The organism is Streptomyces sp. NPDC048436 (assembly GCF_043200355.1).
In the GTDB taxonomy this organism is placed as follows: Bacteria; Actinomycetota; Actinomycetes; order Streptomycetales; family Streptomycetaceae; genus Streptomyces.
Genome location: NZ_JBICXP010000016.1, coordinates 51,163 through 63,939, shown reverse-complemented (window position 1 = coordinate 63,939; position 12,777 = coordinate 51,163). Strand labels below are relative to the sequence as shown.

Annotated in this window: 10 protein-coding genes and 1 pseudogene; 4 read left to right on the top strand and 7 right to left on the bottom strand. The window is 70.7% G+C overall.

Annotated features, from left to right (window positions below; translation table 11 throughout):
- Positions 1–130: 130 nt before the first annotated feature.
- The gene (locus ACGFX9_RS35705) at positions 131–1,834 is read right to left on the bottom strand and encodes an MFS transporter (protein WP_393483103.1); all 1,704 of its coding nucleotides are present in this window, start codon (positions 1,832–1,834) and stop codon (positions 131–133) included.
- 229 nt (positions 1,835–2,063) lie between these two features.
- Here ACGFX9_RS35705 and ACGFX9_RS35700 point away from each other — a divergent pair, with 229 nt between their 5' ends.
- Positions 2,064–3,224: a glycosyltransferase family 39 protein gene (locus tag ACGFX9_RS35700; RefSeq protein ID WP_393483100.1), complete on the top strand. Its 1,161-nt coding sequence runs from the start codon at positions 2,064–2,066 to the stop codon at positions 3,222–3,224.
- Between the two features lie 238 nt (positions 3,225–3,462).
- Complete coding sequence (locus ACGFX9_RS35695) at positions 3,463–4,473, top strand: phosphatase PAP2 family protein (protein ID WP_393483097.1); 1,011 nt, start codon at positions 3,463–3,465, stop codon at positions 4,471–4,473.
- Positions 4,474–4,605: 132 nt separating this feature from the next.
- Here the strand turns inward: ACGFX9_RS35695 and ACGFX9_RS35690 are convergent, their stop codons facing one another.
- Positions 4,606–4,821 carry an I78 family peptidase inhibitor gene (locus ACGFX9_RS35690; RefSeq protein WP_393483094.1) on the bottom strand — a complete coding sequence of 72 codons (216 nt, stop codon included), beginning with the start codon at positions 4,819–4,821 and terminating at the stop codon, positions 4,606–4,608.
- 439 nt (positions 4,822–5,260) lie between these two features.
- Between ACGFX9_RS35690 and ctaD the strand changes: the two are divergent.
- Positions 5,261–6,787 (top strand): annotated as a pseudogene (gene ctaD / locus ACGFX9_RS35685) (cytochrome c oxidase subunit I); the annotation flags it as partial.
- Between the two features lie 46 nt (positions 6,788–6,833).
- Here ctaD and ACGFX9_RS35680 read toward each other — a convergent pair.
- From ACGFX9_RS35680 to ACGFX9_RS35660, 5 genes are all read right to left on the bottom strand, one after another.
- Positions 6,834–7,904 (bottom strand): helix-turn-helix transcriptional regulator, encoded by a 1,071-nt coding sequence (locus tag ACGFX9_RS35680; RefSeq protein ID WP_393483092.1) that lies wholly within the window; start codon positions 7,902–7,904, stop codon positions 6,834–6,836.
- Between the two features lie 64 nt (positions 7,905–7,968).
- A complete protein-coding gene (locus ACGFX9_RS35675) occupies positions 7,969–8,844 on the bottom strand; it encodes a hypothetical protein (RefSeq protein ID WP_393483089.1) in 876 nt (291 codons plus the stop codon).
- Positions 8,841–10,121: a glycosyltransferase family 4 protein gene (locus ACGFX9_RS35670; RefSeq protein ID WP_393483087.1), complete on the bottom strand. Its 1,281-nt coding sequence runs from the start codon at positions 10,119–10,121 to the stop codon at positions 8,841–8,843. Before ACGFX9_RS35670 ends, ACGFX9_RS35675 begins: the two co-directional genes overlap by 4 nt.
- Positions 10,122–10,285: 164 nt before the next feature.
- Positions 10,286–11,566, bottom strand: coding sequence for an ABC transporter substrate-binding protein (locus ACGFX9_RS35665; RefSeq protein WP_393483084.1), 1,281 nt, complete (start codon positions 11,564–11,566; stop codon positions 10,286–10,288).
- Positions 11,541–12,062, bottom strand: a complete 522-nt coding sequence (locus tag ACGFX9_RS35660; RefSeq protein ID WP_393483082.1) for a hypothetical protein — start codon at positions 12,060–12,062, stop codon at positions 11,541–11,543. Before ACGFX9_RS35660 ends, ACGFX9_RS35665 begins: the two co-directional genes overlap by 26 nt.
- Before the next feature lie 199 nt (positions 12,063–12,261).
- Here ACGFX9_RS35660 and ACGFX9_RS35655 point away from each other — a divergent pair, with 199 nt between their 5' ends.
- Complete coding sequence (locus tag ACGFX9_RS35655) at positions 12,262–12,774, top strand: hypothetical protein (protein ID WP_393483079.1); 513 nt, start codon at positions 12,262–12,264, stop codon at positions 12,772–12,774.
- The last annotated feature ends 3 nt before the right edge of the window (positions 12,775–12,777 follow it).

Sequence of the window (12,777 nt, the reverse complement as noted above, 5' to 3'; positions counted from 1 at the left end):
ACACGAAAACTAGCAGTGGTAGTTAGCTACGGCTCGGCTGACGTTACGACGCAGCATCCCGCACGTCCAGAGTGGCCCGCCGCCCCGTCCGCCGCCCCGGCCGCCACCCCGACCGCCGACCGGGTTCGCCTCAGCGGACGGATTCCGCGGGAACCCCCGCCGCGTCACGGGGCGCCGGGATCCCCTGCTCGGCCGCCCCTGACCCGGACGCCCCCGACTCGCCCGCCGCCTGCTCGGACGCCCCCTGCTCGGACGCCCCCTGCTCAAGCTGCTCCGCAGGCGCCCCGCACTCCATGACCCGCGGCAGCTTCAGCGCCATCAGCGCGCCGAGCAGCAGAAGCCCGGCGCTGACCAGCAGGGTCACGTGCAGCCCGTGCACGAACGACTCGCGCGCCGCGTCCCGCAGCGCCTCCCCCGCCCCGCCACCCAGGCCCGACGCGACTTCGTACGCCTCGCCCAGCGAGTGGCTCGCGGCGGCGCTCGCCTCTGCCGGCACGCCCCGCACGGACGAGAGACCCGGCGCGTATGCCGCGTTCATGACGCTGCCGAGCAGCGCGATGCCGATGCCGGCGCCCAGCTGGTAGGACGTCTCGCCGATCGCGGCGGCGCCGCCCGCCTGGGCCGGGGGCGCCTCGCTGAGCATCGATTCGTACGAGCCGAAGAGCGTGGTCTGCAGGCCGAGGCCCAGCAGCACGAAGCTGACGAGCAGGAGGGGGTCGTTGACCTGCTCGCCCAGGCCGGTGAGCACCAGGACGGCCACCGCGGTGAGGGTGAAGCCGGAGGCGACCATCGCGCGTGGGCCGAAGCGGTGCAGGAGCTTCGATCCGGCGAGGCCCGCGGCCATCGCGGCGACGGTGAGCGGCACGAGCCGCAGGCCGGTCTCCAGCGGGGAGAGGCCGAGCACCAGCTGCAGATACTGCGCGGCGACCAGTTCCAGACCCACCAGGGCGAGCATCGCGAGCACGATGCAGCCGAGCGAGGTGCTGAACGCGGGGCGCGCGAACATCGACAGGTCGATGAGCGGGTGCTTGCGCCGCCGCTGCCTGCGGACGAAGCCGACCAGGAGGGCCGCGCCGATGAAGAAGGAGAGCAGGGTCGTCATGCCGAACGGCGACTCGCCGCCGCCCGCCCGCTTCACCGCGAAGACGAGCCCGAAGAGACCGCCCGCGGCCATCAGCGCGCCGACCACGTCCCACGGCCCGTCGCGGTCGCCCGTCGACTCGGGCAGGACCAGGCGGCCGATGGGCAGGCTGACCAGCATCAGCGGGATGTTTATGAGGAAGACCGAGCCCCACCAGAAGTGTTCGAGCAGGAACCCGCCGAGCAGCGGTCCACCCGCGGCGCCGATGCCGGCCACCGCGCTCCACACACCGATGGCGACGGCGCGCTCACGCCGGTCGGGGAAGACCTGGCGGAGGATCGAGAGGGTCGCGGGCATGATCATCGCGCCGCCGACACCGAGCAGGGCGCGGGCCGCGATGAGGATCTGGGCGTTGTCCGCCATGGCGGCCACGGCCGATGCCACACCGAAGAGCGCGTATCCGAGCAGCAGGACCCGTCTGCGGCCCACCCGGTCACCGAGGGTGCCGAAGAGGATGAGCAGCGAGGCGCAGACCAGTGGATAGACGTCCACGATCCACAGCAGTTCGATGCCGCCGGGCTTCAGGTCCTCCGTGACGGCGGGCACCGCCACGTGCAGCACGGTGGCGTCGACGGCGACGAGCAGCAGGCTTACGCAGAGAACGACGAGCACCAGCCAGCGGTTGGCGCCACCCTGCGACCCGGGTACCCGACGGCCGGGGGAAGGAGCGGTGGCCGTGGTTGAACCCGACATGTGCGATACCTCCCAGTGATCCCTCGCATCGGCGGCCCCGCGGAACGTGATCTCCCAGCTGGCGGCGGCTATAGGCGAGTGAGCCGTCAGAGTACGCGAGTTCACGGCTGTGGCGCGTGGCGGACCTCTCATGGTTGTGCCGAGACAGTGTGGCGTGCGCCACGCTCTCCACGTCTGGACCACGCACCCGGCGGGCGCGCGGTTCCCGCCGACGCCGATAATCGAGCCCGTGACCGACCTTGATCAACGCCTGCCGCCGCCGTCGTACGGCGCCCGTGCGAGCGCCGCGCTGCGCCGCATGGCGCCCGCGCTCCTGGCCTACGCCGGGGTGCGCGCCCTGGGTGTGGCGGTGCTCGCGGTGTGGAGCGCGGCGGCGGGCAAGAGCCCGCACACGCTGCTCACCGCCCGCTGGGACTCACTCTGGTACACCCGCGTCGCCGAGTCCGGCTACGGCTGGGAGGTGCGGCTCCCGGACGGCAGCGTCCACTCCAACCTCGCGTTCTTCCCGCTGCTGCCCTGGCTGGAGCGACTCGTCTCGGCGATCAGTCCCCTGTCGTACGCCGATGCCGGTCTGGTGGTGAGCTGGCTCGCCTCGCTCTGCGCCGCCGCGGGGATCTTCGCGATCGCCGACCATCTGTACGGGCGCCGGGCGGGGGTCTGCGCGGTCGCGCTGTGGGCGGTGCTGCCGGTCGGCATCGTGCAGTCGATGGCGTACAGCGAGTCCTTGTTCACGGCGCTTGCGGCCTGGTCGCTGTACGCGGTGCTCACCGGACGCTGGGTGTGGGCGGGTGTGCTCGCCTCGTTCGCGGGCCTGACCCGGCCCGTCGGCGCCGCGGTCGTCGCCGCGATCTGGGTGACGGCGGCCGTCCGCCTGTACCGCGAGCGGAAGGCCGAGCGGCGCGTGATCCTCGGCGTGGTCCTCGCGCCGCTCGGCGCCGCGGGCTATGTCCTGTGGGTCGGCCACCGCACCGGCGACGGCCTCTTCGGCTATCTCGACGTCCAGGCGGGCTGGGGCAACGGCTTCGACTTCGGCTACGCCTTCGCCCGCTTCGTCGGCGAGAAGTTCACCGGCTTCCCCGCGGCCCTCGCGGGGGCCGGCCTGATCGTCGGGGTCGCACTGGTGGTCTGGCTGTACGTCATCTGCGTACGGAAGAGGCAGCCGCTGCCGCTGCTCGCCTACTCCGGGATCGTCGTGGCCCTTGCCCTGTGCGCCGCGGGCTATTTCGGCTCGAAGCCGCGCCTCCTGCTGCCCGCCTTCCCGCTGCTCCTGCCTCTCGCGGTGGGCCTTGCCCGGCTGCGAACGTCCAGGTCGGCGCTGGTGCTCGGGGGTGTGGCCGTGGCGAGCGCGGTGTACGGGGCGTTCTGGCTGAACGGCTCGGGTCCGCCATGATCGTTTCCGGCGGGCCCGGTGAGCGCGAGGGAAATTCCGCACCAGGCCCCGGTGAACGAATTCATAAGTGCCATAAAACGGCCGCGGCAATGATCAATGAATTGGGTATGGGGCTCGTCGCCGAATAATAAATCGCGGCGGAATAAGGCCCGTTCTGAGATCAATGCCACATCACATCGTCATCACAAAGCCACTGATTCGGCCTAGTCCCTCACTCACTCGCTGTAACGTCGATTGGGTGCGTACCGAACGAAACCTCACCCGTCTGGACCGGGTCTTCGCCCGTCTTGACCGTGAGCCGGAACGACCGGCCGGCCTCGATGTGCCGAGGATGAGCAGGCACAGGATCGTGCTCTTCAGCGCGACCCTGGCCTTCTACCTCGCCATCGTGGTCGCCGTGCTTGCCACGTCGTGGCTGGTGCGGTTCGACTGGCAGGTCATGTTCTTCCGGCCCTACCAGCAGTGGCCCGAGATCCACGCCTTCCTCGACTACTGGGTGGTCCTCGGCCAGCGCGGCCCGACCGCGGTGATGGTCGCGGCCTGGCTGGGCTGGCGCTCCTGGCGTCAGCACACGATCCGCCCGCTCCTGACGTTCGGCGCGGCCCTGCTCCTGCTCAACCTCACGGTCGGCGCCGCCAAGATCGGCATGGGTCGCCTCGGCCCGCACTACGCCACCACGATCGGCGCCAACGAGATGTGGCTCGGCGGCGATATATTTCCGTCGGGCCACACCGCGAACGCCGTGGTGACCTGGGGAATCCTGGCCTACATGGCCTCCACCCCGCGCACCCGCCGGTATCTCTCCGCGCTCTCGGCCGTGGTCTCCCTCAGCGTCGGCCTGACCACCGTCTACCTCGGCACGCACTGGCTGAGCGATGTCCTCCTCGGCTGGGCCGCGGGGCTGCTCGTCCTCCTCGCGCTGCCCTGGGTGGAGCCGCTGCTCACCCGGGTCGAGGGCTGGATCTTCGACCTGCGCGAGCTGTGGCGCGACCGCCGCATTGGCGTCGCCGCCCCTGTCGCCCCCGTCCCCAACGTGCCGACGCAACCCGTCGCCGCACCGGCCGGCGGGCCCCAGGTCCGCGAGCCGGTCGGCGCCGCACGCCCCGCCCGCGCCCCCGCCTACCTCGCTCCGGGCCCGCACACACCGCGCTCCGAGCGCAGCCCGGTCACCCCGGCGGGCAGCCGCCGCCCACCGCACTCCGAGCGGGCCTCACGCGCCACGTCGCCCCGCCCCGTGGCGGGCGGCTAGCCCCACAGGCGGCGAAGACCGCGGGGGTCGGTACGCACAGGCCAGCCCCCCGCACGGCGGAAGGCCCCGGTTCCGTCCAGGAACCGGGGCCTTCCGCCGTGCCGTCGTACGTCGGCCCAGGGGCGCGGTCAGTCAGCCCTTCCAGCAGCGGATGACGACGCCTTCCTTGACCTCGAAGTTGAGCCGCCCCGCGAGGTACTCCATGGTGATGATCGCGCCAGGCGGCAGCGACCTGACCGTGGACCAGCCGCGCGCGCGGGCCTGCTCCTCGGCGCCCTCGGCGGCGAGGCCGACGTAGGCGTCCGGGGTGTCCTGGGGTTCGGGCGGAGGGGTCGGGATAGGTGCCATGGGCGCCACGTTAGGCGGCGCGGCCCGGCCACGGAAGGCCGTAGCCGCACACCATGGGTCACCGGTCCCCCTCCGGTCACGCTTTTGTCACAGCCTCTCGACGCGCGTTTCGCCCTAACTCCGTCACACGTACGGGCGGTTCCCCAGTTGTCTCGACGCCATTACCGCATTTATCGAAGGCTCCCCTACGGTGTCCCGAAACGACCGTCTTGGCACGGCGGAAAAGCGGGCGAGTCGCCTTTACACGGGCCCCGCATTTCGGAATCCTCGACGCCTGACGGGATGTGACGCCGCATAGGGAATTCACCGTTCCAGCACAGCGGGCCCCGTACGCCCCCTGTCGGAGTCGGGTGTGACGCGAGCATCATGGCCCCGGTCCGGGAGTTACCCCGGGGCACGGCAGACAGGCCCAGGGCGCGCGACGGCGAAGGGGCGAGCGATGGGGACGGATACCGCGGCGGCGCAGGCGCGAGAGGTCCGGAAGAAGAGCCCGGGGCGGATCCTCGTGGACTGGCTGACCACCACCGACCACAAGAAGATCGGCCATCTGTACCTGATCACATCGTTCGCGTTCTTCCTGATCGCGGGGCTGATGGCCCTGATGATGCGGGCCGAACTCGCCCGCCCAGGGCTGCAGCTGATGTCGAACAACGAGTTCAACCAGATGTTCACCATGCACGGCACGATCATGCTGCTGCTCTTCGCGACGCCGACCTTCGCGGGCTTCGCCAACGAGATCATGCCGCTGCAGATCGGCGCCCCCGACGTCGCCTTCCCGCGGCTCAACATGCTCTCGTACTGGCTGTTCCTGTTCGGCGGCCTGATGGTGCTCGGCTCGCTCCTGGTGCCCAGCGGCCCGGCGAACTTCGGCTGGTTCGCCTACGCCCCGCTCAACAGCCTTGAACGGACGCCCGGGGTCGGCGCCGACCTGTGGATCATGGGGCTCGCGCTCTCCGGGTTCGGCACGATCCTCGGCTCGGTGAACTTCCTGACGACCATCATCGGGATGCGGGCACCGGGGATGACGATGTTCCGGATGCCCGTCTTCACCTGGAACGTCCTGTTCACTTCGGTCCTGGTCCTGCTGGCGTTCCCCGTGCTTGCCGCGGCGCTGCTCGTCCTGGAGGCGGACCGGCGCTTCGGATCCATGGTCTTCGCCCCGGAGAACGGCGGTGCACTGCTGTGGCAGCACCTCTTCTGGTTCTTCGGGCATCCGGAGGTCTACATCATCGCGCTGCCGTTCTTCGGGATCATCTCCGAGATCATCCCGGTGTTCAGCAGGAAGCCGATCTTCGGCTATCTGTCCCTGATCGGCGCGACGATGACCATCACCGGACTGTCGATCGTCGTGTGGGCTCACCACATGTTCGCCACAGGGGCGGTGCTTCTGCCCTTCTTCTCCTTCATGTCTTTCCTGATCGCGGTGCCCACAGGCGTGAAGTTCTTCAACTGGACGGGGACGATGATCAAGGGCTCGCTGTCGTTCGAGACACCGATGCTCTGGGCGATCGGCTTCCTGGTGAGCTTCCTCTTCGGCGGGCTCACCGGCGTCATCCTGGCCTCGCCGCCGCTGGACTTCCACGTCACCGACTCGTACTTCGTCGTGGCGCACTTCCACTATGTCGTCTTCGGCACCGTCGTCTTCGCGACCTTCGGCGGCTTCTACTTCTGGTGGCCGAAGCTCACCGGGAAGATGCTCGACGAGACGCTCGGCAAGATCCACTTCTGGACGCTCTTCGTCGGCTTCCACACGACGTTCCTCGTCCAGCACTGGCTGGGCGCGGAGGGCATGCCACGGCGGTACGCCGACTATCTGGCGGCGGACGGCTTCACGGTGCTCAACACCATCTCGTCCATCGGGGCGTTCCTGCTCGGCATGTCCACGCTGCCATTCCTCTACAACGTCTGGAAGACCGCCAAGTACGGCGAGAAGGTCGACGTCGACGACCCCTGGGGCTTCGGCCGCTCCCTGGAGTGGGCGACGGCCTGTCCGGCGCCGCGCCACAACTTCGTCACGCTGCCCCGGATCCGCTCCGAGTCCCCGGCGTTCGACCTGCACCATCCGCGGTACGCGGCCCTGCAGCCGTCGAAGACGCAGCAGCCGGATCCGCAGGCCGAGCACCCCGGTCCAGGGCCCGGCTGAGGAGGTCCCGCGCCCGGCTGAGCCGCTCGGTGAACTCCGCGGGCTCGACGACCTCGAACTCGAAGCCCATCAGCAGCACATGGATCACCATGACGTCCAGGCTCGTGGCGCCCGTGCGCAGCAGGCAGGTGTGCTCGCTCTCGGCCTCCAGGGTGCCGTCCGACGGCGAGATCCGCTGGGCCGCGACATCCAGGGGTGCCAGGAGGCGGACCACGGCCTGGGCGGCGTAGGCGCGGGTGGAGACGCCCTTGGAGACGTACGCGGCGAGATCCTCTGCGGGCGGGGTGCGCGGCGCGAAGCGCGGGCCGTGCGGCGGCCTCGGGGTGACGCGGTCGGCGCGGAACGTGCGCCAGTCGTCGCGGTCGACGTCCCAGGCGACCAGGTACCAGCGGCGCTCGGTACAGACGAGGCGGTGCGGTTCGACGGTACGGCGGGTCGAACTGCCGCCGTGGTCGCGGTAGTCGAAGCGCAGGCGCTCCGCGTCCCGGCAGGCGTGGGCGAGTTCGGTCAGGACCGAGGGGTCGACCGCCTGCGGCTGCGGCGTCCGGAGCATCGGCACGGTGAAGGCGGTCAGCGCGCCGACCCGGCGGCGCAGCCTGCCCGGCAGCACCTGTTCCAGCTTGGTCAGGGCGCGTACGGACGTCTCACCGATGCCCTCGATGCCCTGTCCGGCGGCGGTGCGCAGGCCGACGGCCACGGCGACCGCCTCGTCGTCGTCCAGGAGCAGCGGCGGCAGCTCCGCGCCCGCGCCCAGTTGGTAGCCGCCGCCGGTGCCGGGGCTGGCGTTGACGGGGTAGCCGAGCTCGCGCAGCCGGTCCACGTCGCGGCGCACGGTGCGCGGGGTGACGCCGAGCCGGTCGGCCAGGTCCGCCCCCGACCAGTCGCGGTGGGCCTGCAGCAGCGAGAGCAGGCGGAGCAGTCGTGCGGAGGTCTCCAACATGGGCCTGATTGTGCCTGCCGTCGCGGACAGCCACGGTCCGCGATAACGCAGGCGAGGACGGGCGTCAGTCCTCGACCGCGCCCGTCTCACGGATCCGCAGCGCGAGGTCGTTGTCGTTCGTGTAGTACGGCCCCGCCTCGAGCGGGCCGTACGCCGCCGTCCCGGTCCGCGTCGCCGGGTAGGTGAAGATCGTCTTCTTGTCCGGTACGTCGTCCAGGAGCCGGGCGAGGCGCACCCGCGGGCCGCTCTCCCCCGCCGGACGCAGCCAGAGGTCCCAGGGCCCAGGGCCGCTCTCGGCGAGCACATCGCAGTGCAGGGTGAAGCTGAACTCCACGCCGTCGGCGGTCGGTTCGTAGCGCTCGATCCGGTCGGGCTCCGCGCGGCGGGTCGCCTCGGTGTACGCGGCGCCGGTCAGCTCGGTGCCGTAGACGCGGCCCCGCACGGTCACGGAGGTGCCGTCGATCCGGATCTCGCCGACCTCGGCGTGCGGGGCGCGCAGCCAGCTTCGTACGGAGAGGTTGCCCTGCTTGGTCGCGTACGGAATGCGTACGGCGATGTGGCCGCGGGCGCCGCTGGGGGCGCGGTCGACCAGGGAGCGCAGGTCGTTGACGCCGGGCGCCAGACGGCGCGGGGTGCCTCCCGCGACCTCCGCGTAGGCGTTCCAGCGGCCCTCGGGCAGCTCGACGCTGCTGGGCAGCGCGGCCCGCAGCCTGCCGTCGGCCGCCGGGGACAGCGGCAGCCGTACGTAGTCCTCTGAGGAGGTGGCTTCGCGGCGGCGCAGCAGCAGATAGGCCGCGCCCTCACCGCCGGGGTCGGTGACGTCGAAGGTCAGGCCGCCGGCGGAGTCGGCTATGCAGTCGGCGCGGGGTGCCGCGGCTACGTGCTGATCGGCACCGGTGTCGCAGGGCGATGCGGCGTCCGAGGTGGCCAAGGCCGTCATGCGGGAGATCCTTTCGTCGGTATGCCGCTGTTCGCCGCACCCTGTCCCATGTCCCGTACGGCGTACGCCCCGCCGAGCAGCGCGCCCCGGGTGCGGTGCAGTGAGCCACGCATCCGGCCGCCGAAGGAGCTGCCGCGGTCGAGCATGCCGGTGAACATCGCGTCGTAGCGCTCGGCGATGCGGGCCGGGTCGAAGCGCTCGGAGTCCTGAAGGGCGGCGCCCGCCATCCGGTGCCGCAGGCTGTCGTTGTTGATCAGTTCGAGCAGTCCGCCCGCGATCGCGTCGGGGTTGCCGACCTCGACGAGACGGCCGTCGACGCCGTTGTCGATGATCTCGCCGGGACCGTGCGGGCAGTCGGTGGCGACGACGGGCAGGCCACAGCGCATCGCCTCCACGATCGTCATGCCGAAGGACTCCAGGCTCGATGTGACGGCCGCGATGGAGCCCTTGGCCCACTCGGGCTCGATGGGGTGGGCGGGTCCCATCAGGAAGACGTGGTTGTAGAGGCCGAGTTCGTCGATCAGGGCGCGCAGCTTGTCCTTCTGCTTGCCGCCGCCGTAGATCCGCAGGCGCCAGTCGGGGCGCTCGGCGCGCACCTTGTCGAAGGCCCGTATCAGCAGGTCGTACCGCTTGACGGGCGCGAGCCGGCCGGCCGCGACGACCCACTTCTGGGAGCCGTCCGCGGGCTCGATGCCGGGCGCGGGGACGGGGTTGGGCACGGCCTGGACGTGGACGCCGGGCAGTCGCATCATGCGGCGGTAGTCGCGGGCGTCGGCCTCGGTCGTCGTGGTCAGGACGTCGAGGCGGGGGTAGACGCTGCGCAGTTGGCGGCGGAGTTCCTTGGAGTGGCTGTCGAGCGTGAGGTGCTCCTGGCCCACGCGCAGCGGGCCGCGCGTGGTCTCGCGGGCTATGTGCACGTTCAGGCCCGGCCGTGTGCCGACCACGACATCGGCGCTGACCGAGGCGAGATGCTCGGCGATGCGCCGGTCGGACAGGGCGCTGTACTGGTCGTAGCGGCCTTCCGCGCTCGGGAACGTCCTGGCGGGCCGCAGCGCGTCGGTGCTCTCCCCCTCGAACCCCGGGCTGTCCTTGCGCATGTCGATCAGGTGGCTGAGCCTGACGCGGGCGCTGGGGGAGAAAACGGGGTGGTCACGGTGGCGGAAGACGGAGACGATCTCGACGTCGTGCTGCTCGGCGAGGGTGTTCGCCAAGTTGTACGTCGTCCGGATCGTCCCGCCGATTCCGTACGCGTTGTGAATAAGGAAAGAGATGTGCATGCGACCCCGTATCCCACGCTTCCGCGCGGACAGTCCCTCTCGTCCGCCTACCGCAGGGTTAGACGGGGATTCCGGCCAGAGGGTTGGGTTTCATCATCATCTTGTTTCTGAACAGTTGTGCCATTGAAAGACGGTTTCGGGAACTTTCTTGCTGGCTACACCCATCATGGCTGGTAGGAGAGCTGGGGCACCTCGAAGCAGTTGCGGTTCATGTCTCCTTGTGTGACCCAGCCCTCACCGTCCTTCCAGCGTGCCACCGACACACAGGTCCTGCGCGACCCGGGCGGTTCGGCCCGCTTCTCGAACGTCACCGGGAGCAGCAGCCCGCGCGCGCCATACGGCCGGCCGCGGTTCATGAAGCGGTCGACGCACGCGCGCGTGACGTCGCCCCGGCAGGACTTCGCCGCGTCCGTGAACCACATGGCGGCGGCCCAGCCCTCCAGCTGCCACTGGGAGAGCGCCTTGTACCCCTTCATGGCGGCACGGAACTCGCGTACGGCCGGGTGGCCCGTGTCCTCGTAGTTGCGGCTCGCGCCGGTGGCCCACAGGGCGTTGCGGCAGTGCGGCGCGTCCTTGTAGTCGTCGGCCACGGAGGAGGTCCAGTTCTGCACGTTGGTGACCTTGGCGGTGACCTCGGCCCCCACGTCGTCCATCGCCTCGCACAGCTGGGCGTTGCCGTGGGTGTCCATCGCGTCGAACACGAGGTCGGCGCCCTGTTCCTTCAGGTCGGCCGCCGCGGCGCGGAAGTTGGGCAGCGCGAAGTCGACCTGCTCGGTGACCACCTTGTAGCCCTCTGCCTTCAGGCCCCGGGTGACGAGACGGGCGTACGCGGCGGAGGCGGCCTGGTTGTAGGAGACGACGGCGGCGGTGCGTGCCCCCTGCTCCCGCTTGAAGTAGCGGTAGATCTCGGTACCGCCGGACAGCGTGCCGCCCCAGCCCGGCTTCCCGTTCCGCGGGGCGAGGCTGCCGTAGATCCCGTACAGATGCGGATACGTGTCGTAGGCGGCGCCGATGGGCTGCCCGCCGATGTCGGGCACGCCCGCGCCGGAGACGCGGGAGGCGCCGGCGTAGTCGAGGGAGGAGGTCGCGACGAGTGCGACCACGCGCTGTTCGTCGACCAGCTTGTGCACGCACTCGTTGTTGCCGACGCCGCTGCCGCCGTCGTCGCACGTGCGCACCTCGACCTTGCGGCCGTCGATCCCGCCCCGCGCGTTCAGGCGCGTGAAGTACGCCTTGGCTCCGTCCCGCGGCCCCGTGAACGCGGAGCCGCCGACCGGGCTTGTCGCACTGGTGATGACGCCGACCCGGACCGGCGCCCCCGGCGAGGCGGGCGCCGTGCTCCGGCCCCCGAAGTCGCTCTCGGGGAGCCGGCTGCCGCATCCCGCCACCGCCACGAGCAGCGCGGCCGCGGCGAGGGCCTCAGCAGCCAGGACCTGGCGACTCATTGCCGCTCAGCTTCACCAGCGCACAGAGGGTCTTGACGGACACCTTCCAGGTGTCGTCCTCGTTGACGGCGGTCCCCGATGCGGTGGGCAGCGCGGTGGCTCCCTTCAGCATGAGTGCGTACGTCACGTCCGCCTCGGTCGCGGAGGTGAACTCGACCTTGCCGACGTCGGCGCTGACCTGCTTGCCGCGCTCGTCGCCGCTGAAGCTCTTCAGGACGCCACGCATCTTCGCCCCGTTCTCCAGCACCGTCTCCTTCTCCTTCAAGGAGACGGCGGGGTCGAAGAACTTCTCCCAGTTCTCCTTGACCTGCTTCTCGGCGGCGGCGGGGTCCGCGGGCGCGGTCGCATCGTCCGAGGGCGCCTCCGAGTCCGAAGGGGCTTCCTGCGTCGACTTCTCCGCGGACGGCTTGGGCGGATCGCTGTCCCCGCCCCCGCCGCTGTCGTCACCGCATGCCACGGCGGCCGGGGCGACGAGCAGGACCGCGGCAGCCGCCATCGCCGCGCTCCGCACCCTTCCCCGCCTGAGATCGCTCCCCCGCTTGGGGTTGGTCCAGAGAACCATCTGGCTCACCACCGGGTCTCGGTCCGGACCATCAGGGCCCGGAGCTTTCAGGGTCAGCTTGCAGAAGGCATAGTGCAAGCCATCGGCTGACATGGACAGCCCACCGACGCTACGGACGTCCCAGGGGGCCCAGATGCGGACGGCTCAATCGGCTCAGACAACTCACACGTCTCAACTGCGCGCCGTGCGACCCCTGTTGTGGGCGGCCTTCGCCGCTCTCGCCACCGGGGCGGTGCTCTGCGTCATCGGCTGGTACGGCATGTCGGGCGAACGCTTCGCCGAGCGCCAACTCCCGTATCTGGCCTCGTGCACGGTGCCGGGCGCGGCGCTCATCATCGCCGGGGCCGTGCTCCTCACTCACGGCCGGAGCACGCTGGCCGCCTCCCGCGTGGAGGAGTTGTACGAGCTCCTGGTGACGGCGGGCACACCCACCGCCACCCCGCACCAACCGCCCCCCATGGCGACCAGCGGCGACCTCCTGATGGTCCCCGGCGGCACCCTCTGGCACCGGGCGGACTGCCCCCTGGTGGCGGGAAAACCGGAAGCGGTCCCTGCGGACGCCCGCATCCTCGCGACGGGCGACCTGAGCCCCTGCCCCATCTGCGAACCCCGGCAGGCCCCCGCCGACCCGTCGCCGGAGCGATGACCC